At 52.6% G+C, this 23,623-nt stretch carries 22 protein-coding genes; 7 read left to right on the top strand and 15 right to left on the bottom strand.

The features are described from left to right. Positions 1 to 20: 20 nt before the first annotated feature. The 8 genes from csgH to BM258_RS09310 all read right to left on the bottom strand — a co-directional run bounded on the left by csgH (position 21) and on the right by BM258_RS09310 (position 8,946). Positions 21 to 434 (bottom strand): curli-like amyloid fiber formation chaperone CsgH, encoded by a 414-nt coding sequence (gene csgH, locus BM258_RS09345; protein WP_090071487.1) that lies wholly within the window; start codon positions 432 to 434, stop codon positions 21 to 23. Positions 435 to 486: 52 nt separating this feature from the next. Continuing rightward, on the bottom strand, positions 487 to 1,215 hold the full coding sequence (locus BM258_RS09340) for a hypothetical protein (RefSeq protein ID WP_090071485.1): 729 nt from the start codon (positions 1,213 to 1,215) through the stop codon (positions 487 to 489). A gap of 35 nt (positions 1,216 to 1,250) precedes the next feature. Next, positions 1,251 to 1,760 carry a hypothetical protein gene (locus tag BM258_RS09335; RefSeq protein WP_090071484.1) on the bottom strand — a complete coding sequence of 170 codons (510 nt, stop codon included), beginning with the start codon at positions 1,758 to 1,760 and terminating at the stop codon, positions 1,251 to 1,253. 161 nt (positions 1,761 to 1,921) lie between these two features. Beyond that, positions 1,922 to 3,475, bottom strand: coding sequence for a hypothetical protein (locus tag BM258_RS09330; RefSeq protein ID WP_090071482.1), 1,554 nt, complete (start codon positions 3,473 to 3,475; stop codon positions 1,922 to 1,924). Between the two features lie 104 nt (positions 3,476 to 3,579). Next, positions 3,580 to 5,430 carry a beta strand repeat-containing protein gene (locus tag BM258_RS09325; RefSeq protein WP_090071480.1) on the bottom strand — a complete coding sequence of 617 codons (1,851 nt, stop codon included), beginning with the start codon at positions 5,428 to 5,430 and terminating at the stop codon, positions 3,580 to 3,582. A 156-nt stretch (positions 5,431 to 5,586) separates the two neighbouring features. Then, complete coding sequence (locus BM258_RS09320) at positions 5,587 to 7,113, bottom strand: beta strand repeat-containing protein (RefSeq protein WP_090071477.1); 1,527 nt, start codon at positions 7,111 to 7,113, stop codon at positions 5,587 to 5,589. Between the two features lie 306 nt (positions 7,114 to 7,419). Then, positions 7,420 to 8,484: a CsgG/HfaB family protein gene (locus BM258_RS09315; protein ID WP_090071475.1), complete on the bottom strand. Its 1,065-nt coding sequence runs from the start codon at positions 8,482 to 8,484 to the stop codon at positions 7,420 to 7,422. A 15-nt stretch (positions 8,485 to 8,499) separates the two neighbouring features. Then, positions 8,500 to 8,946 carry a curli assembly protein CsgF gene (locus BM258_RS09310; protein WP_244544655.1) on the bottom strand — a complete coding sequence of 149 codons (447 nt, stop codon included), beginning with the start codon at positions 8,944 to 8,946 and terminating at the stop codon, positions 8,500 to 8,502. Between the two features lie 946 nt (positions 8,947 to 9,892). Between BM258_RS09310 and BM258_RS09305 the strand changes: the two genes are divergently transcribed. Further along, positions 9,893 to 10,729, top strand: a complete 837-nt coding sequence (locus BM258_RS09305; protein WP_090071473.1) for a ferredoxin--NADP reductase — start codon at positions 9,893 to 9,895, stop codon at positions 10,727 to 10,729. 79 nt (positions 10,730 to 10,808) lie between these two features. Here the strand turns inward: BM258_RS09305 and BM258_RS09300 are convergent, their stop codons facing one another. From BM258_RS09300 to BM258_RS09280, 5 genes are all read right to left on the bottom strand, one after another. Beyond that, positions 10,809 to 12,011 carry a molybdopterin molybdotransferase MoeA gene (locus tag BM258_RS09300; RefSeq protein ID WP_090071471.1) on the bottom strand — a complete coding sequence of 401 codons (1,203 nt, stop codon included), beginning with the start codon at positions 12,009 to 12,011 and terminating at the stop codon, positions 10,809 to 10,811. Positions 12,012 to 12,022: 11 nt separating this feature from the next. Continuing rightward, positions 12,023 to 12,517: a cyclic pyranopterin monophosphate synthase MoaC gene (gene moaC, locus BM258_RS09295; protein WP_090071469.1), complete on the bottom strand. Its 495-nt coding sequence runs from the start codon at positions 12,515 to 12,517 to the stop codon at positions 12,023 to 12,025. Between the two features lie 56 nt (positions 12,518 to 12,573). After that, on the bottom strand, positions 12,574 to 13,371 hold the full coding sequence (gene trpC, locus BM258_RS09290) for an indole-3-glycerol phosphate synthase TrpC (RefSeq protein ID WP_090071466.1): 798 nt from the start codon (positions 13,369 to 13,371) through the stop codon (positions 12,574 to 12,576). Between the two features lie 15 nt (positions 13,372 to 13,386). After that, on the bottom strand, positions 13,387 to 14,409 hold the full coding sequence (gene trpD / locus BM258_RS09285) for an anthranilate phosphoribosyltransferase (RefSeq protein ID WP_090071464.1): 1,023 nt from the start codon (positions 14,407 to 14,409) through the stop codon (positions 13,387 to 13,389). 140 nt (positions 14,410 to 14,549) lie between these two features. After that, on the bottom strand, positions 14,550 to 16,430 hold the full coding sequence (locus BM258_RS09280; RefSeq protein ID WP_090071462.1) for a SurA N-terminal domain-containing protein: 1,881 nt from the start codon (positions 16,428 to 16,430) through the stop codon (positions 14,550 to 14,552). Between the two features lie 403 nt (positions 16,431 to 16,833). Here BM258_RS09280 and tpiA point away from each other — a divergent pair, with 403 nt between their 5' ends. After that, a complete protein-coding gene (tpiA, locus tag BM258_RS09275) occupies positions 16,834 to 17,586 on the top strand; it encodes a triose-phosphate isomerase (protein WP_090071460.1) in 753 nt (250 codons plus the stop codon). A 24-nt stretch (positions 17,587 to 17,610) separates the two neighbouring features. Here tpiA and BM258_RS24610 read toward each other — a convergent pair whose 3' ends face one another. After that, on the bottom strand, positions 17,611 to 17,847 hold the full coding sequence (locus tag BM258_RS24610) for a hypothetical protein (protein ID WP_090071458.1): 237 nt from the start codon (positions 17,845 to 17,847) through the stop codon (positions 17,611 to 17,613). Between BM258_RS24610 and secG the strand changes: the two genes are divergently transcribed. The 5 genes from secG to BM258_RS09245 all read left to right on the top strand — a co-directional run bounded on the left by secG (position 17,825) and on the right by BM258_RS09245 (position 22,416). Next, positions 17,825 to 18,223 carry a preprotein translocase subunit SecG gene (gene secG, locus BM258_RS09265; protein ID WP_090071456.1) on the top strand — a complete coding sequence of 133 codons (399 nt, stop codon included), beginning with the start codon at positions 17,825 to 17,827 and terminating at the stop codon, positions 18,221 to 18,223. The genes BM258_RS24610 and secG overlap by 23 nt on opposite strands. A gap of 297 nt (positions 18,224 to 18,520) precedes the next feature. After that, a complete protein-coding gene (locus BM258_RS09260) occupies positions 18,521 to 20,152 on the top strand; it encodes a CTP synthase (RefSeq protein WP_090071454.1) in 1,632 nt (543 codons plus the stop codon). Positions 20,153 to 20,236: 84 nt separating this feature from the next. Continuing rightward, positions 20,237 to 21,112: a VOC family protein gene (locus BM258_RS09255; RefSeq protein WP_090071452.1), complete on the top strand. Its 876-nt coding sequence runs from the start codon at positions 20,237 to 20,239 to the stop codon at positions 21,110 to 21,112. 28 nt (positions 21,113 to 21,140) lie between these two features. Further along, positions 21,141 to 21,971, top strand: coding sequence for a 3-deoxy-8-phosphooctulonate synthase (kdsA, locus tag BM258_RS09250; RefSeq protein WP_090071450.1), 831 nt, complete (start codon positions 21,141 to 21,143; stop codon positions 21,969 to 21,971). 265 nt (positions 21,972 to 22,236) lie between these two features. Beyond that, complete coding sequence (locus BM258_RS09245) at positions 22,237 to 22,416, top strand: hypothetical protein (RefSeq protein ID WP_090071448.1); 180 nt, start codon at positions 22,237 to 22,239, stop codon at positions 22,414 to 22,416. Positions 22,417 to 22,503: 87 nt separating this feature from the next. On the opposite strand, the gene BM258_RS09240 is transcribed toward BM258_RS09245, so the two are convergent. Then, entirely contained in the window at positions 22,504 to 23,487 is a 984-nt protein-coding gene (locus BM258_RS09240; RefSeq protein WP_175528017.1) for a DUF1835 domain-containing protein, read from the bottom strand. Positions 23,488 to 23,623 lie beyond the last annotated feature (136 nt).

Here is a 23,623-nt window from a genome sequence, read left to right as displayed (position 1 = left end):
TCACCGGTATAAGATATTGATCATAATTGTTTATTCATATCCGGCGCAGGAGCGCCGAAGGTGTAGCTACGGGTTTTTGTCACCAACAAAGTATCTTCGGAAAAGAGACTGAGCTTGGCCTCGATGTGATCCTTGGCGCCCAGAACAAAATGCAATTGGCTGGTTTGATACACGCGATCTGCCTCGGCCTTGATGCGGTTTCCTTGCCGGGTTGTGGCGGTGCCGCTTTTGCCCGTTTTGCGCACTTCAAGCTGGACCTTGTATTCTCCAGCCTCAGTCACGCGAATTGCGTCTTCAATCGAGAGCTGGTTGCCCGTTAGATGCATGATTATGTCTGCCTTCGGTGGCTGGGCGAGGGCCATGGAGGGGGCTCCCATCAAGAGAGGCAGACCAAATGCCGCCAGATGTTTTATTGAGGCAATCAGGTGCGGCATAGGCCGTCTCCGAGGCAGTCGCTTCGCCAGTAAGCCACCAAAGGCTCGTGAATTAGAATTGGGTTTGTGTGATGCTTACTGAAGCGCCATTGGTCGTCACCGTGACAGGCTGTGTCGTGGTTACTCCATTGGCATAGAGCGTATAGCTCACATTGGCGCCATCAACACCGGTGGCTGACGTCGATGCGCCTTGCGCGACCAACTGGCTGTCATTGTCCGAGCCGACCTGCGTCAGGGATGCTGTGACATTGTTGCCATCGACGTCGATAGATCCCTGATTGTTAGACCCGTTCTGTAAGATTGTGCCATTGGAAAGGCTGCCATTGATGCTGACGGACGCATTGTTGCCCGCGCCGTTTTGAACGACGGCCGCAAAGGATGGATCAGCAGTGCCCGAATTGACATAAATGTCGGCGTTGTTGCCTGTTGGCTGTCCCTGACTATTCTGGTTTAGATAGACGACATCCTCGTCGCCCTCAACGGTGATGGTTGCGCTGTTGCCATCTCCCTGTTGCACAATCGGGTTTTGAAGCCCTTCGGTGATTTGCAAGGGGTTGGACATGTCCATCACTTCGAATTCGGATGACTCAAGTGGCGTAGCCTCGATGAAGTTGACGCCACCGACCTGACTGCCCGTTGCCTTTTGCTGGTCGATTGAAATCGTATTTGCCGCACCGTCCTGCTGCAACACCAGTATATTCTGATCTCCCGCCAGTGCTGGTGAGAGAGAAAATCCCGCCAATGCCGTAGCGAGAAGTCCCAAGGTTAGAGCTTTGTTCATGTGCCAGTTTCCTCATTCATTGGCACAGAATAATCCTAGAAAGATCTTTGCGAGATGCTGATGCTGTTGTTGCTTCCCATCTGGCTGAAGCTGACGTGATTATTCTGTCCATATTGCTGCACAGCGGCCTGATTACCTGTGCCCTCAATTGAGGCTTGGAGCGTGTTTTGGCTCCCGTTTTGCAGGAAGGAGAATAGATTGCTTGTGCCGCTAACATCGACAATCATACTGTTATTGAACCCTTCCTGTACCAAATTTCCCGGTCGCAGACCGCTCGCAAGAGCTACGCCTGTAAAGTTTGCCCCTGCGGGTCCACCATTGTTGTTGCCATCGATTGTGATATCCATCAGGTTCTGGCCATAGCCTCCAAAGGCGAAGCTTTGGGATAGGTTCAGACTGTTGCCATTGCCCGTAATGTTCAGCTCGATAACATTCCCTTCTGTATTCGCGTCATCCAGTAATTCGATGACGTTGGTATCTGCTTTTGCCTGCGATGCTGCGCTCAGCAAAAGGATCGCAGCGATAGCTGTAAGTTGTTTTTGCATGTCCCTGTTCCTTTGCTTTCGTTTGAAGCGATTAGAACAGGTATTTCTTTAATCAGATTTTATGGCGCCCTATCGAATGACTGATCGGAGCCTTTTCTTGAAATTGAAGTGAATCTTGCGTTAAATCCTGTGGTAGAGTGATTGAAAAACACTACTCGCTTCTACTGCAGGATGATAAGTTGGTTGTAATTGCCCGTTTGGCGGTAATAGGCATAGTTATCGTTGTTAGATTGTATCACCGCCGATTGGTTCGATAAACCGGTTATAGCGCCATCAATCACGTTTTGATCACCAGTCTGCGAAAAAGCGAATTTGTTAAAGCTGCCGCCATTGACTTGGATAGATGCAACGTTGAGATCGCCGGTTTGCATCGCTTGCCCGGGCGTAAGCGTGCCGGATGAAGCGAGCACAAGATCTGTGAATCCACCGAGGGCTGCATCGTTGGTTTGGTCGCTGCGGGAGAGGGGGGTGACCGCGCCATCAAACGAAACGGTCATGCTATTTTCATCCCCGGTCTGTTTTGCATCCAGCTCGTTGTCCTTGCCTTTATAAGTAACAGCCATGCTGTTTTTGTCACCCGTCTGCATGAAGTTGAGCCGGTTGCCATCCCCGATTTGGGAGGAGGCCACCTCGTTTTCGATCCCGTCTACGGTGCCGCTCAGCCAGTTGCCGTCGCCATCTTGCACAAAGCCATAGGCTGTCATGGTTGAGGCATCTGTGGTTACCATGTTGAGCGTATTATGATCACCCAGCTGTTTGACTTCACCTTGAGACACCTGCAGCTGTTTGGTATTCTCCTTGGTGAACTGTCCCAAACCGCCAAACCCATCACCGCCATTGTCATCTCCTTCAAGTGTGATGGTGGCCAGGTTGCCAGTGACGCTGACAAGGTCGTTATTCTGGATCAGAGACCAAAGCATGTTGCGCGAGCCAATCATGGCAACGGAAGCCCTGTTGAAGCTGCCGACCTGATCATACTGGGCTATGCGGTTTTCTGTTCCCGAATGTTGGAAGATGGTGGCTTCGTTTGATTGGCCATATTGGCGGAAGGTATTGAGGATATTGCCGCGATATTGTTGCGTCACATTGGCAATGTTGCCGCTGCCATTCTGGATGAACCATCCAATCCGGTTGCCATCATAGGAGTCTTCTGCGCCATCAAACTGTCTTATCACAGCGGTGTTGCTGGCTCCGTTTGTGCTCGTCTGGATTTGCTGGATTTCGCCGATGCTGTGATTGCCTTGCCCATCTCCTGATCCAGCTGTTCCATCGATAGCATTGTGCGACTGGATGATCGTAAGGCTGTTGCTCACACTGGAGGCATAGGTGGGGGAAGCGTCCTGCGAGATCGCACCGATGCGGTTCATGCCAAGGGCATTATCATTTTCCTGCGTGATATCAAGCGTGTTCTGGCTACCCGTCTGGTAAAGACCCTGCAGGCCCAAACGGCCTGTTGGGGCGCTGGCGCCCGCTTCGTTGGCATATCCTGATTGTGATATGGTTATGCCATTGCTGGTGCCTTGCTGAGAAATGAATATTGCGGTCTCGTTTGCGCCCACCTTGTTCGAATTGCCAACCTGATCGATATCGATGACGTTGGTTACACCGGTCTGCCCGAGATAGACCTCATTTTCATCAGCCAGCGTCGACGGTCCATAAGCAACCATAATCAGTGTCAGAACTGGCGCTAACGAATAAGAACTGAATTGTTTCATAAGACTGCCTTTGTGGCTTTCACTTTACTTTAGAACCGATGACGAATGGGCGAGGGGTCGCCCATTCTATATGCTTGCTTTGCATGCAACTTCTCTCAGGACGTTTACTGGCTGATGCCAACGATGTTGGAAGAGCCCACCTGATTGACAACGGAGATGTTGCCGTTGCCTTGCTGGCTGATGGCCACTTCGTTGAAGCTGCCGTCAGAAATGCTAACGTCGATGGAGTTGCTGTCCCCATTCTGCTGGGCTGCAACAAGGTTATTGGAGCTGCCGAGCAATGATGAGCCGATAGCGATGTCCATCACGTTGTTGGACCCGGACTGGCTCAGCTCACCACTTATCAGGCTGACGGCTTCGGCGGCACCGTTAAGGGCCCAGGTGCCCTTGCCGTTGTTGTCGCCATAAATCGTTACCGACATGGCATCGCCCGTGCTGAGATTTTGTGTGGCGTCGAACTGGTTGCCATTGCCTGTGATGTCAAAAGACACTGAGCTTAGCGAAGCTGTCTGCTGAGTAGACAGGATTGCGTTGTCAGATCCATTGATGTCGACATCCAGATCAGCTTTTGTGCTGGCCAACTGGTGGTCTTCTACCGAGTTGTTGTTACCAGTTATGTCGATGGCGACATTATTGTCAGACCCGTAATCCTTCTGATAGGTTCTTGCTTCGTTGCTGTCCCCATCGATCATTATGGTGGCAGTGTTGTCCGTGCTATATTCGTTCTGATAGGTGAAGTTCTTGTTGCTGTCGCCTGTGATGGTTACCGTGGCATCATTGTCACTTGCCGTTTGCTTAATACTCGAATAGTTGTAGTCACCAATCACCGAGGTTTTGGCAACTTCCGCATTGCCCCACTGGTTTATGTAGAGATGGTTGTTGCCCCGTGTCTTGTTGGTAGACGTGACCTCGATTTCTGCGTCATTGTCACTCGTGGCGGCGGCATGCTGCTCGATGGAAGCTCGGTTGAAATCCCCAGCATGCACGGTGATTGTTCCTTTTGCACCGTTGCTTTGGATTAGCTTGGCCCAGTTGTTGTTGCTGTTGGCTCCGAGGGTAATCGTACCGGTATTCGAACCGTAACCCTGTTGGTTGGCCCCAACATTGTTGTTGTTTCCGATAATCTTGTTGATGGTCAAGCTGTTGGTGTCGGTGGCAGAATGAGCCGTTTGGGAAACGCCGATTTCGTTCTGGTCTCCAACCACGTCCAACGTTTGCAGGATATTGGTCCCGCCGGCATCGTTTGTCTGGGCTGCTCCGAACTGGTTGCTGTTGCCAGAGATGATCAGTTCAATGCTGTTGTCTGTGCCGGATTGGGTGATTTCACTGCCATTGACATTTGCCAATGAGGCATAGTTGGTAAGACTATCGGCGGTGCCATTATCGTCGCCGGTGATCGAAACGGTGACAGAGTTGGTGCTGTCGCCATTATTGAACTGGCTTAGCGTTTTCAGCCGGTTGCCCGCGCCATTTTGCGTGACTTCGGCGGAGTTGGTGCCATTGGCCGTGGTTTCCTGAGACACGGCGGTCACGAGATTCGAGGCTCCACCCTTTTGGGTGATTGTCAGTTCGTTTGTTCCCGTTGCTCCGGTTGCGGTGCTTTCTACTTGCTGCACGGAGCCGATGACGTTGCTGTTCGAGGATTGCAGGGCGTCGAAATTGTTGCCATCGCCCAGCTGATCCACGCCGCTGCCCAGAAGACCGATCTGGTTGCTGTCCCCACTCTGGATGATATCCAGTGTGTTCTGGTCTCCATCCTGAAGGACGACATTGGTGCTGTTGCCCACCTTGTTGCCCTGCGTTTCCGCTCCGGCGTTGGTCTGGTTGATGGACGCGGTGTTGCTGCTGCCATTTTGCTCCACGAATGCGTCATTACTTGCTGCGAAAGCCAGACCTGCGGCGGAAATAACACCTGTTGCAGCGGTTGCCAGCAAAGCCAAACGAACCTTGTTCATTTATTCTCTCCAAAAAATTACTTCTTAAAAATTGAGCCACCGGAAAGCCTGAGTTGGCCCTCACGATGAACTGAAAAATGATTTCGCGGCTCTTGCCGCATGTGGCCGGAGGGGCGGGAGTGCGTCCCTCCGGTCTTTATCCATTTCGAATGGCTCTTACTGAGCGATGCCAACCACGTTGGAAGACCCTGTCTGGGTTACGACCGAGTTGTTGGAATTACCACTCTGCAGTACGGCGACCTGATTATCGTTGCCGCCTGAAACAGAGATGGTAGCTTCGTTGCTATTGCCCATCTGGCTCAGAGCGAAGGAGTTGTTGTTGCTGTCAGAAGAAGAGAGACCAACATTAACGGTTGCTTCGTTGCCATAACCGGTCTGGATCAGCTCGCCTGCTGTCAGGCCAATAGCATCGGCTGCGTTCGCCGTGGTGAAGTCAGTCGTGTTGTTGCTTGAGCCAAAGATATCGACGGTCAACTGGTTGTCGGCACCTGAGACTGATGCGGTCTGTATGGTTTTCAGGATGTTGGAGCTACCGTTTGCCGTGATGGTCAGCTGGTTGTTGTCTGCCTGCAGAGCGTCAAAGTCGTTTCTGTCACCTGATGTGATGGTAATCTTGGCGCTGTTGGTACCGGTCTGGGAAAGACCGATCAGGTTGCTGTTGCTGGCCGACTGCAGATCAATGAGGCCATAGTTGTTGCCAATCTGCTTCACGCCGATATTGTTGTCGTTGCCATGAATTGCGTTGATGGTCAGATCATTGTGGTTGCTAGAGACTTTATTTGCGTCCTGCAAGACACCCAATTCGTTGCCGTCGCCGGTGATGTTGAGAGCGGAAAGGGTGTTGCGTCCACCGCCATAGTTATTTTGGGTTACACCGAAGGCGTTTGAGTCGCCGTCGATATTCAGGGTGATGCTGTTGTCTTCACCCATCTGATTCAATTCGCTAGTTGCAGCGCCAGAGGCCCCAGCTTTGCCTGCAAGTGCGGCAGTGCCGTTGCTGTTGCCTAAGATGGTGGCCGTAATGCTATTCACTTTGGAATTGGCACCGTTGACATTAAGGCCAATTTGGTTGACAGCATTGATCACGTTGCCTGAGCCATTCTGCGTGATGGTTGCTGTATTTTGAGACCCTAGGGCAACCGCCTGCAAGACCTGGTTGATTTCGTTGCCGGCCCCACCAAGCTGATTGATTTCAAGTTCGTTTTTCTGTCCTGCGCCACTTCTGGTCGCTGAGCTGAACTGAACCACGCCGCCAACGATGTTGCCATCGCTTTCCTGAGTTACGTCTAGGCTGTTATCGTCACCGATCTGAGCGACACCGTCGGTCGCCGTTCCTGAGGAAACAACACCCCAAGAGGTGCGATCAACACCGGTATGTCCGATTTTGAAGGTAACATCCCCAATTTTATCGAACTGGTTGACGCTTAGGCCGACTGTGTTTGATGAGCCGCTCTGCACTGCGGTGATGGAGTTGTTGTTACCATCCTGAAATGCTGCGCTTGTGTCGCTAGGGCCGGTGTTGTTGAACTGGTTGTCGGTGCCTGCACTCTGGTTGATTGAGGCCACGTTGCCGTCACCATTCTGGCGGATAGCGGCGTCGTTGCCGCCAGCAGCGAATGCGTATCCTCCTCCGATAACTCCCGATGCTACTGCGGCTAGAAGTGCCAAACGAATTTTGGTCATTTGATGTCTCCAATATGAATCACGTTTCTCAAACTTGCCACCCACCTGAGCAGCTGATGCTCGCCTTCAGGTATGGTCAAAATGCAACCATCGAAAATATATTGGCGGCAGTACAATCATTTACCTCTTCTTAACTTTATAAGTCAATATGTAATAATAAATTTAATTAAAATTGTAATGTGTTTGTATTTTTAAGTTTAATTCAGATAGTTAACTTCTGAATGTAAATAAAAATAGGGCTGGAAACTATGATAGTCTCCGCCCTATACAACTTAATACAACTGTTGTTGGATACTTTGTGTATTTTTAACCTAAAGGATCTTCGTTACTTGAGTATGGTGGAGGCAATCTTCTTGTTGTTTGCCTCACCTCCGGCTGGGGGCGCACAGCCCTGCTTACAACCAGTTTGGGCACCGTGGCTGAAATTGTGGTTGCGTTTTTTGTTTCCGGTTCCGCCATGGGCACGGGCTCTGCGCTATCGGTCTCTTTATATTGTTCCGATTGCAGGGTCTGCACATAGGAGGAGCCATATTGCGGATCCTTGAATTGCCAGATATCCAACTCGACCCCTTCGACAATCAACGCTTCAACCGCTTTTTCAACTGCTGATTCCAGAGCAATCTGGCTAGGCTCGTTATTGGTGAAGCCGCCTTCGGCCTGCAGCAACTCATCCAGTTTCACGTAGCGGAAGACCGAAGCCTGAAGGCCGACCGATACCACCGTTTTTCTGGCAGTGACTGTGGTAAGCACTTCACCTGTCTTGGTCGAGATTGCCCGCAAGGAAACCGTGATCTCGTCCTTGGAATAATCGCTGTCGCCCGTGATGCCCAGATAGGAAGCGCCTATGCCGCCGGTCTGTACATTGTGGTTGTAGCCGATGATACCGCCTTCGATGATGATGGCGGCATGTTTAAGTGGGGGCAGGGCCTTGGCGTTGATTTTCTCTTCGCCACGATAAAGCCGGCGCATTTCCGTAATGATCTGGCGCTCCTTGAGCAGGTTTGCCAGCTTGTTGCGTTCCATAACGGTAAACCAGCGCCGATTGCCGGCATCCTGCAACGCCTTGATGAGGATCGATACACCGCCTTGGGTGACCGCACGAGACAATTGCTGATAATTCTGGGCTTCGCGATATTGTCCGGTTTCATCCCGGAAGTCATAGACCGCGACCGGAATGCGATGTTTCGGTGCCGGGATGTTTCTGAGGCGCAAATTGACTTCACTGACTTCGGCAACACGTGGAGCCTCTGTCATCAAAGTCTTGTTGGTGGCGCATCCTGTGAGCGCGAACAGCGAGATCAACAGAGGGGCAGCCAGCGCGCGCCGGGAGGCCATTTTTGATTTGGAACGAAGTTGGATAAAAATATTCATTATGATCGCCGGAAATCAGTCGGTTACTAATTGAGGAACTTCAATATTCGTGACGGTTCCGTCGGTGAAATCTGTGATAGTCAGCGCAATAGATCCGCCGGTCTGATCAAACGTGATTTCGGTATCACCAAAAGTGATGGTGCCGCTGTCTTGCGGATCGTCCCCGAAGATCGCTTCAGTAACCTGACTTGCCAGAGCCGAGAGCAATCGGCTTTGCAACTGGCTTACAAATAGATCAGCCGTTGTGTTGTCATTTGTTGTGCCGCTGCCGCCCCCTGATGCGCTGCTGACATTGGCGTCAGAAGCGGTGGCAGATCTCTGCGCGCTCGCAATGGACAAAAGGTGAGATGAATTATACGGGCTACCACCAAACGTGGGGTTTACCGGCGTGTAGACGAGTTCTGATGCGTGGGCAGCACTTGCAACGAGCATCAGGCTGGCCAATGTAATCGCTATTCTCAATTCAATGTCTCCTGAGCCAAGGCCTGGCTTCCCAATCGTCGTGACCTTCCAAACAGCAGTTCGCTATCAAATAGTCAAAATTGATTGCGTGAATATTTAATGCAACTCAGTGTTTAGTAGTCAATATGGTTGCGTTAGTCAATGCAATAACCACAGGTTGTATATAAATTGTGTTATTGCTAGCGCCTTAGATCGAACAAGGTTCTATCACGGGTTGTAGTAATACCGGCCTGAAATATCATACTTTTCCGGAACGGCGCTATCTGGATGACTACAGATATAGTGGTTCTAAGTTACATGCTTGCCGCTAAAGGCTATGTCAGTTTTAGCCATATATGCACGTGACGAAGGGGCTTTTTAGAACAAACGAACTCGGTTTGCGGGCTCTTTTGGGTTGTATATTTGGATATGTTATTCGGAAATATTTTTATAAAATATTGAAATATAATGGGAATATGAAATGGCCATTTTGGTTTGGCCTATCTCGCGGCAATCATTAATGAATTTTTGCTTGAGGTAGTGTGTCTATTTTGCAACAAGATTCAATTGTGTTCAAAATGTGATAAAAATCGGTGGATATCATCACTGTTAAAACTACTTATAGTTAATATTCGGTCTTTAAGAGGCGGATGGTGTTGTCAGTGGTGAGAGTTGCTACAAAATATCGGGTTTTTGCTCTTGCTCAGAGCGAAACGTGAAAAATAGGTAATGTTATAGCATTTTCGCAATTGGCTTAGTGACGTGGCGGGCGAATAGTCGTTAGAATGGCCCTAATTGCAATAGATAGCCCCTGAATAGTCTTTTGTTTTCAGATCGACATGATATAACGGCCTGATTTCGTCTCGAACCGGCTTTCGAAGAGACTGGTTCGCGCGGGTGATTGCTAGGGCAAGGCGCGTCCTGACACGTGTGCGGATGTGGCCTGAATAACTTGAAGGAGTAAGCAATGACGCAGCCAAATGAGGCTTCTCAAGCTAGCGCCAGTGCCGCCAGTAAATCGGCCTTTCCGATTCCGGCAAATGTGTTTGCAGAAACCGTAACAGAAGTGAAGCATTATACGGATCGGCTGTTCAAGTTCAGAATTACGCGCCCGGCAAGTTTCCGTTTTCGTTCTGGTGAATTTGTGATGATCGGCCTGCCAAATGCAGAGCGACCGGTCTTTCGCGCCTATTCGGTTGCTAGCCCTTCATGGGATGAAGAGGTCGAGTTTTATTCGATCAAGGTGCCAGATGGTCCGCTTACCGAGCATCTGCAGAAGATCAAGGTGGGTGATACCATCCTGATGCGCAAAAAGCCGACCGGTACACTGGTCAATGATGCTCTCATTCCAGGCAAGCGCGTCTATATGTTCTCCACCGGCACCGGAATAGCTCCCTTTGCATCGCTTATTCGTGACCCTGAAACTTATGAAAAGTTTGATCAGGTGATCCTGACACATACCTGCCGTGAGATTGATGAGCTGAAATATGGCGAGGAACTCGTCGAGATCTGCAACAATGATCCGCTCGTGGGTGAATTCGCCAAGGGACGGCTCATTCATTATACCTCGGTGACACGCGAAGACTTTCCGCGCATGGGGCGGATTACCGATCTCATGGAATCGGGCAAGCTGTTTGAGGATCTCGGTGTACCGCCGATCAATCCTGACGTAGACCGGGCGATGATTTGCGGATCCATGGCGATGCTCAATGACACCAAGGATATGCTGGAAAAATTCAATTTGGTTGAAGGGTCCAATGCACGTCCTGCAAGCTTCGTCGTCGAACGGGCCTTTGTGGACTGATTGATTGTGCGATCAAGTGTAAGATCACTGACAGGCAGATTTAAAAAGCCGGTTTCCTAATGGGAACCGGCTTTTGTTTTTATAGCTTGATGATTTGGCAGGGGGTTCCGACCTTGCTGGCGGGGGAGTTCGGAGGACGAATGATCACGCAATCGGCTTCTGCAAAGCTGGATAGCTTGGAGCTGTCTTGATCGGAGAAGATCGAAGCGACGGTGCGGCCGTCTTTATCTATATGCATGCGAGCCCGCATGTAGCTTTGGCGATAGTCATTCTCGGGCAAGGCACTGCCCAACACGGCATCTGTGATTTTATAGGGGCCCTTTTTGCCGAGCATCTTGCGGATGATGGGCTGTAGGAAGAGCAGGGCGCATGTCATGGATGAAACCGGATTGCCCGGCAGGCCCAGCACCTGTGTCTTGCCGAGTTTGCCAGCCAGAAGGGGCTTGCCAGGCCGCATCGCAATGCGCCAGAATTTGAGGTTCATGCCAGCGCGCTTCAGCGCCTCTTGCACCAGATCGTGATCTCCGACCGACACGCCGCCAATGGTGATGAGGCAGTCGACTTCGGCGGCAACGGCCTTTTCAATGGTGGTTGAAATCTCTGTCATGTCGTCGCGAGCAATGCCCAGATCCATGATGTCGGCACCGATGGTTTGGGCAAAGGAAGCAATGGCGAAATTGTTGGCGGCGATGATCTGGCTTTCTGTCGGCGTTTCCCCTGGAAGAACCAGTTCGTCACCCGTCGCCAGAATGGCAATGACGGGACGCTTGTAGACAGGAAGCACGGCATGGTTCATGGCCGCAGCAAGGGCCAGATGGCGATAGGTGAGTTCTGTGCCCTTCTTGAGCAATGTCTCGCCTGTGGCGAAATCTTGCCCGGCCTCACGAATGTTGGAGCCCTTTGTTATCTCCTGCTGGATTGTCACAAAAGCCCCGTCGCGCTCGGTTTTTTCCTGCATGACGACGGTGTCTGCTCCCTCGGGAACAGGGGCGCCTGTAAAGATGCGTACCGCTTCCCAATTGTGAACGGCATCAGGGAAATGGTAGCCGGCAGGCACTTCGCCGATGATTTGCAGCTTGGTGGGAAGCTCTTTTACATTGTCGGCCCTGATGGCATAGCCATCCATCGCAGACGCCCTGAAGGGAGGTTGATCGCGGTTTGCAACCAGATCTGCTGCCAGAACGCGTGCGGTCGCGTTGTGGAGGGAAACATTCTCGACTTCCGAAACGGAAATATCGGAAAGCAGCTGCTCCAGTGCGTCATCCACATTCATAAGGGCCATTCCAGTTGCTCCTATTTGTTGTTGCTATCGGCTTGCCAATGGCCGGATTTACCACCCTGTTTTTCCAAGAGGCGGACATCGGAAATGACCATGCCTTTGTCGACAGCCTTGGCCATATCGTAGATCGTAAGGCTGGCAATGGAGGCTGCCGTCAAGGCTTCCATTTCAACACCGGTCTGACCGGTCAGCTTGGCCGTTGCGGTTATCACAAGGCCGGGCAGGGCTTCGTCTGCCTCAATGTCCACGGCGACCTTGGAGAGGGCCAACGGATGGCACAGCGGTATCAGCTCATGGGTGCGCTTTGCTGCCATGATGCCGGCGATGCGGGCCGTTGCCAGAACGTCGCCTTTCTTGGTATTGCCTGAAAGGATCAGGTCGAGCGTCTCGCGCTTCATGCGCACATGGGCGGATGCTACGGCGATGCGCACGGTTGGCGCCTTGGCTGAGACATCGACCATATTCGCGGCGCCGGTGTCATCAATATGAGTCAGTTTCGCGTCACTCATGTGAATTTCCCTCCCAAGAAACGCCAAGATCCGTTGAGGCGTTCAACCGGCCGCAGTTAGCGTGCCAGCAAATCCCGCGTTGCAGCGGCAACATCATCCTGACGCATCAGGCTCTCGCCTATCAGGAATGTATGAATGTTTGCTTTGGTTGCAAGAAGAGCCAGATCCTGTGGTGTGAACAATCCGCTTTCGCCGACCAGCAATTTGTCATCCGGCACCATGGGAGCCAGATCAATGGAGGTTTGCAACGTGGTTTCGAAGGTTTTGAGATTGCGGTTGTTGATACCCAGTAGCGGGGAGGTGAGGTGGGTGAGGGCGCGTTCCAGCTCTTCTTTATTATGCACTTCGACGAGCACATCAAGGCCCAACGCGAGAGCGGCTTCCTCAAGCGTCTTGGCTTCGTCGTCGGAGACTGCGGCCATGATGATCAGGATGCAGTCGGCCCCCCAGGCGCGGGCTTCGTAAACCTGATAGGGTTCAAACAGAAAATCCTTGCGCAGAACAGGCAGGGAAACCGCGTCGCGCGCAGCGATCAGGAATTCCGGATGTCCCTGAAAAGATGGGCTATCGGTAAGCACGGATAGACAGGCTGCCCCGCCCTCTTCATAGGCCTTGGCAAGTTTGGGGGGATCGAAATCCTCCCGGATAAGGCCCTTCGAGGGGCTGGCTTTCTTTACTTCAGCAATAAGGCCATAGTGGCCGTGATCAACCTTGGCCTTGAGGGCATTGTAAAAGCCGCGCACGGGGGCCTGCTCGCCAATACGGGCTTCCAGATCGGCAACCGTGGTGTGAAGCTTGGCCGCTGCGATTTCCTCGCGCTTGTATGCTTCGATCTTTTTGAGAATGTCTGCCATTGTCCTGTCGGAGCCTTACTCTGCGGTTTGATTGGAAACGTCTATTAGTTTCTTGAGGGTAGCCAGTGCCTTGCCGCTATCGATCAACTCGGCAGCCAGCTCGATGCCTTCCTTATAGTTGGCAACCTTGCCACCCAGCAGCAGGCCTGCGGCAGCATTCATCAGAACGATGTCGCGGTAAGGGCCTTTTTCGCCTTCCAGAAGCGCAGTAAGGGCTTGAGCATTTTCTTCGCCGGTGCCGCCACGCACGTCCTCAATGGTTACCCGCTTGATGCCATAGGCTTCAGGAACCAGCGTGAATTCGGTAATGGCGCCGTCTTTCAGTTCGACGACCTGCGTTTCGCCAAGCGTCGAGATTTCGTCGAGGCCGCCTGCACCATAAACAACCCAGATATGCTCGGCACCAAGATTTCTGAGCACTTCAGCAAAGGGGCGCAGCCATTCGGGGGCAAATACACCGATGAGCTGACGTTTGGCGCCAGCCGGGTTGGTGAGGGGGCCAAGCATGTTGAACATGGTGCGCGTGCCCATCTCCACCCGAGATGGACCGACAAAGCGCATGGATGAATGATGATTGGGCGCAAACATGAAGCCGATCCCGGCTTCCCTGATGCAACGAGCCACACCTTCTGGATCTTGCGCCAGATTGACCCCGAGGCTGGTGAGCACATCGCCTGAACCGGACTGGGAGGTCAGCGCCTTGTTGCCATGTTTGGCTACGGGCACGCCAGCTGCAGCCACGATCATGGACGCGCAGGTGGAGATGTTGTATTTCTTGGTACCTGTGCCGCCTGTGCCCACGATATCGACGGCGTCAGCTGGTGCTACGACCGGAGTCATCTTGTCTCGCATCTGGGAAACCGCGCCGGTAATTTCGTCGACGGTTTCGCCGCGCATGCGCAAGGCCATGAGGAAGGCGCCAATCTGGGTTGGTGTGGCGCGACCGCTCATGAGCAGATCAAACGCTTCTACAGCTTCCGCTTGGCTAAGTGTTTTGCCCTCGGCGACCTTTGCGAGAAAAGGTTTCATCTCTTCCATTCTATTGCTCCCGACTGTCTACTTCGGCCCGGTCGGAGAACGGCTGGGTCGATGGTATGTGATTATGAAACCGGGGCGCCGCGTCGAGCAGTTTGCCTGCTTCTTTGCGAAAACGCCCCGGATAAGGTCTTCAATTGTTACTAGCGCGTGCCGCTGACGACCTGGTTCATCATGGCTTCATTTACGGTGTAGCCAAGATTGCCCAGAATAGTTGCGCTCAACTGCGACAGCAGGTCTGTGCTTGCATTCTGGTTCAGACGTGCCTTGACGGATTCAAGCTGCAGGGCATCGGGATCGAATTCAGGATCCGTTACCTTAGCAACTTCCAGCACATATTGTGTTTCACCATCTACGGCCGTTGCTTTGTGGTGAAGCGGGCCACCAAAGGCCTGCTCAACAGCTGAGGCAGGCAGATCGCCATGAACCTGACGGGTGATGTCGGTTGCGGTGGCAACGCTCAGGCCCCGTTCTTCAGCCACGGCTGCAAGGCTCTTGCCACCTTCGATTTCCTTGAGGATCTCTCCGGCCAGTTCCGCATTGCGGCTCTGGCGTTCGTCTTCCTTCCAGGCTGCGACAACATCATCATGCACTTCATCCAAGGCCCTATCGCGGGCTGCTTCGATATCGGTGACACGGAACCATGCAAAACCAGTATTCCCGATGTCGATCGGATCGGCTTCATAGTCGATGTCCGTATCGAAGACGGAGGTCAACAGAGCTTCCTGTTCTGGCAGGTCCGTTACCTCTCCACCCCGTTCGAGTTCGCCAGCCTTGGAAATTGTTGTGACGGTGCGCAGTGGCAGATTGAGTTTCTGAGATACTTCCTCAAGCGTGGAGCCGCCTGCGCGCATATCCTCGACATTGTCGAACATATCGAGCACTTCGCCATTGGCGCGCTCTGCTGCGATCTCGGCCTTCATCTGGTCTTTGACGTCTTCAAACGGCGTAGCATGCGGCGGTTCGGTCTTGGCGTTGCGCAGAAGCAGGAAGCCGAACTGGCCTTCTACCACATCTGATACAGCGCCTTCATCAAGTGAATAAATGGCGTCTGCCGCCGCCGGATCGGTGATTTCACTCTTGGCAAGCAGTCCGAAGTCAACATCGGATTCGGTCAGATTGCGTTCTGCCATGATGTCTTCGAAGGTTGCGCCACCTTTGATCTTTTCAAGGGCTGCTTCTGCATCTTCCTTGGAGCCGAAGAGAATCTGCTGCATCTGGCGTTTTTCCGGCAGCTGAAAGCGATTGGAGACGCTTTCATAATAGGTCTGGGCATCTTCATCAGAAACCGCCGACGGATCCATGATGTCGCCCGGTTCCAGCTTCAGGACCACGAAGGAGCGATATTCCGGAGCACGAAAGGCAATCTTGTTTTGCTCATAATAGCTGTTGAGCACGTCTTCGCTTGGCTCTTCAATCGCGTCCAGATCGGCTTCCTTGAGTGCGATGTAATCCACGTCGCGTTTTTCAAAGCTGAAATCGTTGAAGACCTTCAGGGTTGCTTCGGGAAGGGTGGAATTGCCGGTGAGACCCTGTGCCAGCTGGCGGCGAACTTCCAGTTTTTCGCGGTTGGTCACATACCGGTCTTCCGTGGTGCCAGCATTGCGCAACACCAGAGCCATCTGATTGCGGTTGAACTTGCCGGCGGTCTGGAACGCTGGTTCCTCGGCGATGCCCTTTGCAAGCTCTTCAGAGGAAAGCCCCATATTGAAGTTGCTGGCCAGATCATTCAGGGTTGCTTCATTGATCATGCGTCCGAGAACCTGGTTAGGCAGCCCGAATGCTTGCGTCTGGGCTGCTGTCAAGCGCTGTCCGAGGCGACTCGACAGGCTGTTGACCTCAAGCAGCAATTCGCTCTGATAGTCGCGGGCGTCAATCTCGGTATCGCCGACCGTGGCAACGGTGCTTTGTCCGAAGCGGCCGAACACATCGGCGATGCCCCAGACTGCAAAACTCAAAACCAAAAGAAGCATCAGGAGCTTCGCGACAATTCCTGAAGCCATCGAACGCATAAATTCCATCATGGGATGGTGTGTCCTTCTTTCATACAGAACGAATGTTCGGGGTGCGCCGTTACAACGCCGTCTGCATTCTGTTCTGCCTTTTCAAAATGTTTGCCGGATCATAGAAAGCTCGATCCATCGCCGCAACCCAATCAGTCTAGAAAAGGAGGCAGAAATGGGGATGGGAGGGTATTTGTTCGCAAAAAGATTGCCTTCAGGCGCCATTGGCATTTCAATTGGCTGGAAAATAGGGGGTAACTGATCAACTCTTGGCTTGTGTACCGTGCATTTTGTCTCTGGGCGGGGTAGAACACTGTAGTGCTAAAGTTGAATGCGTGGTGGGGCGATGAAGTCGTCAATCATTGACTTATTCAACGGAACCCATTCTATTGCCGATATCTGAAATATTGGAAGGAGCAGATTAATGAGCATCAAACCGCTTGTAGCCGGTAACTGGAAGATGAACGGGCTGAAAGCCTCCGCTGCGGAACTGGACGCGCTGATTGAAGGCTATGATGCCGATCTGGCTGCAAAGGCAGATACGATGATCTGTCCTCCATTCACGCTTGTTGCTTCTTTTGCCGAAAAAGCTGCTGACAGCGCTGTAGCCATCGGGGCACAGGATTGCCATTTCAACGTATCTGGCGCTCACACCGGTGATACCTCTGCCGAAATGCTCAAGGATGCCGGTGCTTCTGCCGTTATCGTTGGCCATTCCGAACGTCGCGCCGATCATGCTGAATCCAACGAAATCGTCAATGCCAAGGCTAAAGCAGCCTGGGATCAGGGGCTGGTTGCCATCATTTGCGTTGGTGAAACCGAAGCCGAGCGCAAATCCGGCGAAACCCTCAATGTTGTCGGGTTCCAGCTGGAAGGCTCTATTCCTCAAGGCGCAACGGCTGCCAATACCGTTATCGCTTACGAACCTGTATGGGCAATCGGTACCGGCCTGACGCCAACCGCAGAAGATGTTGCCGAAGTGCACAAGTTCATGCGTGACGAACTGGTCAAAGCCTTCGGTGCCGAAGGTGCCAACATGCGTCTGCTTTATGGTGGGTCTGTCAAGGCTGCCAATGCCGACGAGTTGATGGCGGTGGCCAATGTTGACGGTGCTCTGGTTGGTGGTGCCAGCCTGAAAGCTGCTGACTTCCTGGGCATTCTGGCAGCCTACAAATAAGCTTTGCAGCCTCGTGCTTGCGCTTTAATAAGCCTCGATGTGATCATTGCATGGCAACTCGGGGCTTGTTTCTTGCGCCTCTTGTGCCCAAATGAAGGCAAGAGCCAAGGAAAAAATGTCGTTGGCACTGGAATTGCGGCAAGTCTTGTTGTAGAAGACCACCCAGATTATGTGAACCTTATGCGTCGGGCCGCACTTGCTGCTGGCCCGATTGACTGTTTTAGAGACGGCCCAGACGATGGAATCAGTATTAATTGTCATTCACCTGCTGCTAGTTGGCGCGCTTGTTGTTGTGGTGCTGTTGCAGCGCTCTGAGGGCGGCGCACTCGGAATTGGCGGCGGTGGCGGCGGCGGTTTTATGTCCGGTCGCAGCGCAGCGAACCTTCTGACCCGAACCACAGCGATTCTGGCAACCGGGTTCTTCCTGACTTCTTTGGGGCTCACCATTCTGGCGGGGATGAAAAGCAAGCCATCTGACGTTCTTGATCAGGTGCCTGTCGTCGAGCAGAATCAGGCTGACCCTGCTTCCAATGCTGATGGCGCACCACAGGGCGGTGTCCTTGATGAACTGAACAAGATTCAGGAAAGCACCACGGGCAATCAGCCTAGTGGGCCTCAGGTGCCGACCTCGCAATAGGTGCGAAACGGGATTGTCGATGTGTCGACACGAGAGATCAATTCCAACCGGCCCTTGCCGATTATGCGAGGGTCGGTTTCTTTTATGTGTGGCGTCTATGCGCCAATCATGAAATATTAGGGGCGGAACCTAAACCAAAAGAATGGCACAAGAAAAAGTTCAACTTAATGGACAGGGCTGTTCTGAAAAATGGATGAGCGATGCTCACCTTTGCTTAACGGTGAGCGGCGCTTTAGTTGTTGGAACCGAGACGATTTGCTTGGCGAATCGGTACAAAGGGAAGTAACTTAAAGTTCCATGGCGCGATATATTTTCATAACTGGCGGTGTGGTGTCCTCGCTCGGCAAAGGGCTTGCGTCTGCGGCTCTTGGGGCGGCTCTACAAGCGCGTGGCTATTCAGTTAGACTACGCAAACTCGATCCTTATCTCAATGTCGATCCCGGCACGATGTCTCCCTATCAGCATGGGGAATGCTTCGTTACCGATGATGGTGCGGAAACGGACCTGGATCTGGGGCATTATGAACGGTTTACCGGCCGTCCTTCCAACAAGAAGGACAACATTACGACCGGTCAGATCTATCAGAATATCATCACAAAGGAACGCCGCGGCGATTACCTTGGCGGGACCGTGCAGGTCATTCCGCATGTGACTGATGAGATCAAGGCATTTATTCTAGATGGTAACGAAGACTATGATTTCGTGTTGTGCGAAATCGGCGGCACGGTGGGTGACATCGAAGCAACGCCTTTCTTCGAGGGTATTCGCCAGTTGGGCAACGAATTGCCTCGCGGGCAGGCTATTTATATCCATCTGACCCTTCTTCCCTATATTCCTAGCGCTGGTGAGCTCAAAACCAAGCCAACCCAGCATTCGGTCAAGGAACTGCGGTCTATCGGTATTCAGCCCAACATCCTGATGGTGCGCTGTGACCGTCCGGTTCCAGAATCAGAGCGCCGCAAGCTGTCGCTCTTCTGTAACGTGCGGCCTGAGGCTGTTATTCAGGCCCTTGACGTCAAGAATATCTATGAAGTGCCACTGTCTTACCATGAACAGGGACTGGATCGCGAAGTTCTGGCAGCCTTCGGCATCGATGGTGCCCCAAAACCGAATTTCGAAGTCTGGAAGAATATTCTTGATCGGGTTCACAACCCCGAAGGCGAAGTCACGATTGCGGTCGTGGGCAAATATACCTCACTTCTGGATGCCTATAAGTCCCTGATGGAAGCTCTGACCCATGGTGGCATTGCCAACAAGGTCAAGGTGAAAATCGACTGGATCGAATCCGATATCTTCGAAGAAGGCAGCGACCCAACCTCGCGGCTGGAGGGCGTGCATGGCATTCTGGTGCCCGGCGGCTTTGGCGAACGTGGGTCCGAGGGAAAAATTGCAGCGGCCAAATATGCACGCGAAAACAAGATCCCGTATTTCGGTATTTGTTTTGGCATGCAGATGGCTGTTATCGAAGCAGCACGCAATCTGGCGGGTATCGAGGATGCCACCTCTTCGGAGTTCACGCCGGAAGGCCATCATGTCGTTGGTCTGATGACCGAATGGAGCAAGGGCAACTCCAAGGAAGTCCGTGCACATGACGGTGATCTGGGTGGTACCATGCGTCTTGGCTCCTATGAAGCCCATCTGGCAGAAGGCTCCAAGATTGCAGAGATCTATGGCGACCGGATCATCCACGAACGGCATCGCCATCGCTATGAGGTCAACATCGACTATAAAGAGAAGCTGGAAGCCTGCGGGCTCAATTTTGCCGGCCTTTCTCCTGATGGGGTGTTGCCTGAAACGGTGGAGATCGCAGATCATCCATGGTTCATCGCGGTTCAGTATCATCCTGAGCTGAAATCCCGTCCGTTTGCTCCGCACCCGCTGTTCAAGTCCTTTATTGAAGCGGCCGTTGAGCAAAGCCGACTGGTATAATCAGAATTGCGAGGCGTGATCGAAGTCGGTTGCGCCTCGTTCCTGTTGAAGCAGACATAGACGACGTTTCCGGGAGGACTGGCCATGCTACGCGGCGTGGATCATATCGTAGTGGCGGTCAAGGATCTTGAAGCGGCACGCGCGCTCTATACCGCGCTTGGCTTTACGGTTACCCCGACCTTTCATCATCCCTTCGGAACCATGAGTGCTCATGTTCAACTGGACAGAAGCTTTCTGGAGCTGTTGGCTATTGAAGATGAGAGCCTTATGCCACCGCAAGCGGAGGGAGACCTTTCCTTTCCGCGCTTCAATCTGGCCTTTTTGGAAAAGCGGCAGGGGGCTTCCATGCTCGTTTTGCGCTCTCTTGACAGGACTGCGGATCTGGACGCTTTCAAGGCGCTAGGGCTGCGCACCTTTCCTCCGTTTGACTTTGGCCGTAAGGCCACATTGCCGGACGGTAGCGCGGCAGAAGTTGGGTTTGCTCTCGGCTTCGTCGAGAACCCGCTGATGAAGGAAACCGGCTTTTTCGTCTGTCAGCATAAGCATCAGCCCGAGCTGTTCTGGAAAGAAGAATTCCAGACACATCGCAATGGTGCGGACTCCATTGCCTCCGTTCTGTTTGTTGCACATAATCCGTCCGATCATCATGAATTTCTGGGAGGGTTTACCGGTCAGCGTGTCATGCGCTCGTCCAGTGCCGGAGTCGTGATGGACATGGATGGCAGCGACTTGCAGGTGCTGACGCCATCGGCCTGCAAGGCCTTTTATGATCTTGACGTGCCACACGATTTGCCTGAAGAAGGCGGCGTTCTGGGCGTGCGCATCAGAGTTGATATGGCGCGCGCCAAGGCTGTGCTTGATGAGGCTCATATTCCCTATTCTATCCATAATGGTCAGTATATTCTGCAAGCAGAAGCAACCGGTGGCGTTGGACTTGTGCTATGCGAAGCGTCTGACTGATCGCCCTTAATGAGAGTGAGATAAATCGATGACTGTACCCAATCCTGTTGTGTCTGCTGGTGCTGTGCAATTTGGCAACAATCTGCCACTGGCTGTGATGGCGGGGCCTTGCCAGATGGAAAGCCGCGATCACGCGCTGGAAATGGCCGCTGCACTGAAGGAGATTTCAGACAATCTCAATATCGGCATTGTCTACAAGTCGTCTTTCGACAAGGCCAACCGCACAAGCCTCAAGTCTCAACGCGGGATCGGGCTCGATAAGGCATTGCCAATCTTCGTCGAGATTAAGGAAACTTATGGCCTGCCAATCGTGACGGATATTCACGAGACGGAGCAATGCGCGGCCGTGGCTGAAGTGGCGGATATTCTTCAGATTCCGGCGTTTCTTTGCCGTCAGACGGATCTTTTGGTGGCGGCAGCCAAAACCGGTGCCGTGATCAATGTCAAGAAGGGGCAGTTTTTGGCACCTTGGGACATGCGCAATGTTGCAGCAAAGATCGTGGATAGTGGCAATGCCAACGTCATGCTGACCGATCGTGGCACGTCCTTTGGCTATAACACTCTGGTTACCGACATGCGTGGTCTGCCTATCATGGCTCAGACCGGTGCTCCGGTGATTTTCGATGCGACCCATTCGGTGCAGCAGCCGGGCGGGCAGGGCGAGACATCTGGTGGTCAACGTGAATTTGTGCCGGTTCTTGCCAGAGCAGCGGTTGCGGTGGGCGTTGCTGGCCTCTTTATCGAAACACATGAAGATCCAGACAGCGCACCGAGCGATGGCCCCAACATGGTTCCGATCAAGGAACTGGAGAAGCTATTGGCGCAGCTGCAAAAATTTGATGCAATTGCAAAGGCCTGATCGCCTTTTCACTTCTGGCACTATCGTCATCAGAATGTACAAGGCCGGAGCATGTGCTCCGGCTTTTTGTGTTTAAGGGCAGGGGCAAGAGCTTGCAAAAGCATGAGATCGTCTCGTCCTGTGATTTGATCTGCGTCAAATTGCCTCATGCAATATACGGATCTGGACTAATACGTATTAGTTCATATATACGCACTGCAAGAGACAAACAGTGAGTTAGAAAGAGCGTGGCGAACGCGTCTTGGCAATGTTTTGGAGGCGATTTATGAGCGAAGTAAAAATGTCAGATACCAAGCTGAGCACGATCCTGCTTTTGGGCCTTATTCTGCTGCTTGTTGCCTGGGGCTTTGCGATCGCTTCATGGGGATATGCCGCGATTATTATGCCTGCGCTTTTCCTGACCTTTGCATCCCTTGTCGCCCTGGTCTTCGTGACCAGAGGCTGACTTTTAGAATAAACGGTGGTGAGAAAAGGTGTCGGGATCAAGTCCTGGCACCTTTTTTCTTTTCTTTCACCCGCAGTTGCAGAGCCATCAAGCGGCGCGGTGATGCCTAAGGACTTCTCCTTCATCCTGCCAGCGCCAATGGTCGGTGGTTGTGAGTTCCGTGCCACCCCACCAGCGATGCAGTGCATTTTCAGAAATGAAGTCGGCCTTGCCATCAAGCAGGCTTTTGCCAAATTCTGTAATGTGAAGCTGAGCGGTGATGAATTCCTTGCGCTGGGCGCCATCTTCGAAAATGCGCGGCTGGAACTCCTGCGGCAGGCCGGTGAGGGCCGGGCGTGTGCAGAATTGCAAGGCCGAGAGAATCCGGAAAAAACTCCAGTCTCCCAGAAAGGCCGCTTCTTCCATATTGAGTACTTGCGCAAACAACATGCCGGGGCGATTGACGCCGCGATTGAGGCGATAAAGGACCTGCCGCTCGGTACGCGAAAGGCCGTCCGGTCCGGGCAATTCCTGTAAAAGGCGCAGCAAGGCTTGCGCCATGAAAGGAAAGCCGGGAATCCCATCTCGCCTGATTTCATTTATGGCTTCCGGTCCTCCGGATACATAGGCTTTCCACGTGCGTGAGGCGAAGGCAAACATGCGATCAAGAACCGGCAGAGACAACTCTTGCAGCCTGCCGATCCTGTCGGCGGTTTGCATGCCCAGATAAGCCGGTGACTGAACGATCGTGACGTTGTTTATCCGGCCAAACCGACTCAACATGTCGAGGATCTGCAAAATTTGAAGCTGGTCATAGAGATCATGCTCGAACCAGAGTTCGATCTTCTCATACTTCTGATGATTGCGCAGCAGCTCGAGCCGCGCTTTGAAATCTTCCTGAACCTTTTCCCGGGTTACGACATGGCCATCCGCAAGTGTCTGCGCTCGCAGGGTTGCAAAGATCGTGTCATCTGCATCCGGCACAGGGCCTTCATGCAAAACATCCCGCCATGGCAATACAGTATCGCCAATGCCCGCCTGTGTGAGAAGATCTGCGGCCTGATCGCCGTTGGTGATAATCAGTTCAGTCACTTGAGGGCCTCGTTTGTTGGCTGGTTGAGGATTCTTCTGTCCGTATGTCTCGCGTGCTCGACCATTCTTTTCATTATGGTCGCCCATGGGAAGGGACTTACAGGAATTGTCCATAAAAAACGCACAATCGGGGATT

Origin of the sequence: Cohaesibacter marisflavi (assembly GCF_900115225.1) — a bacterium.
Taxonomy (GTDB): Bacteria; Pseudomonadota; Alphaproteobacteria; order Rhizobiales; family Cohaesibacteraceae; genus Cohaesibacter; species Cohaesibacter marisflavi.
The sequence above is the reverse complement of the archived record's forward strand: the minus strand, read 5'-3'. Positions and strand labels throughout refer to the sequence as shown.

Coding starts and splice junctions, on each gene's coding strand:
- trpC (WP_090071466.1), bottom strand. CDS start 13,371: ATGGCAGACATTCTCAAAAAGATCGAAGCATACAAGCGCGAGGAAATC.
- BM258_RS09340 (WP_090071485.1), bottom strand. CDS start 1,215: ATGAACAAAGCTCTAACCTTGGGACTTCTCGCTACGGCATTGGCGGGA.
- moaC (WP_090071469.1), bottom strand. CDS start 12,517: ATGAGTGACGCGAAACTGACTCATATTGATGACACCGGCGCCGCGAAT.
- BM258_RS09305 (WP_090071473.1), top strand. CDS start 9,893: ATGACGCAGCCAAATGAGGCTTCTCAAGCTAGCGCCAGTGCCGCCAGT.
- tpiA (WP_090071460.1), top strand. CDS start 16,834: ATGAGCATCAAACCGCTTGTAGCCGGTAACTGGAAGATGAACGGGCTG.
- csgH (WP_090071487.1), bottom strand. CDS start 434: ATGCCGCACCTGATTGCCTCAATAAAACATCTGGCGGCATTTGGTCTG.
- BM258_RS24610 (WP_090071458.1), bottom strand. CDS start 17,847: ATGACAATTAATACTGATTCCATCGTCTGGGCCGTCTCTAAAACAGTC.
- BM258_RS09260 (WP_090071454.1), top strand. CDS start 18,521: ATGGCGCGATATATTTTCATAACTGGCGGTGTGGTGTCCTCGCTCGGC.
- BM258_RS09245 (WP_090071448.1), top strand. CDS start 22,237: ATGAGCGAAGTAAAAATGTCAGATACCAAGCTGAGCACGATCCTGCTT.
- BM258_RS09280 (WP_090071462.1), bottom strand. CDS start 16,430: ATGATGGAATTTATGCGTTCGATGGCTTCAGGAATTGTCGCGAAGCTC.
- BM258_RS09300 (WP_090071471.1), bottom strand. CDS start 12,011: ATGGCCCTTATGAATGTGGATGACGCACTGGAGCAGCTGCTTTCCGAT.
- BM258_RS09315 (WP_090071475.1), bottom strand. CDS start 8,484: ATGAATATTTTTATCCAACTTCGTTCCAAATCAAAAATGGCCTCCCGG.
- BM258_RS09320 (WP_090071477.1), bottom strand. CDS start 7,113: ATGACCAAAATTCGTTTGGCACTTCTAGCCGCAGTAGCATCGGGAGTT.
- BM258_RS09335 (WP_090071484.1), bottom strand. CDS start 1,760: ATGCAAAAACAACTTACAGCTATCGCTGCGATCCTTTTGCTGAGCGCA.
- kdsA (WP_090071450.1), top strand. CDS start 21,141: ATGACTGTACCCAATCCTGTTGTGTCTGCTGGTGCTGTGCAATTTGGC.
- BM258_RS09255 (WP_090071452.1), top strand. CDS start 20,237: ATGCTACGCGGCGTGGATCATATCGTAGTGGCGGTCAAGGATCTTGAA.
- BM258_RS09330 (WP_090071482.1), bottom strand. CDS start 3,475: ATGAAACAATTCAGTTCTTATTCGTTAGCGCCAGTTCTGACACTGATT.
- trpD (WP_090071464.1), bottom strand. CDS start 14,409: ATGGAAGAGATGAAACCTTTTCTCGCAAAGGTCGCCGAGGGCAAAACA.
- secG (WP_090071456.1), top strand. CDS start 17,825: ATGGAATCAGTATTAATTGTCATTCACCTGCTGCTAGTTGGCGCGCTT.
- BM258_RS09325 (WP_090071480.1), bottom strand. CDS start 5,430: ATGAACAAGGTTCGTTTGGCTTTGCTGGCAACCGCTGCAACAGGTGTT.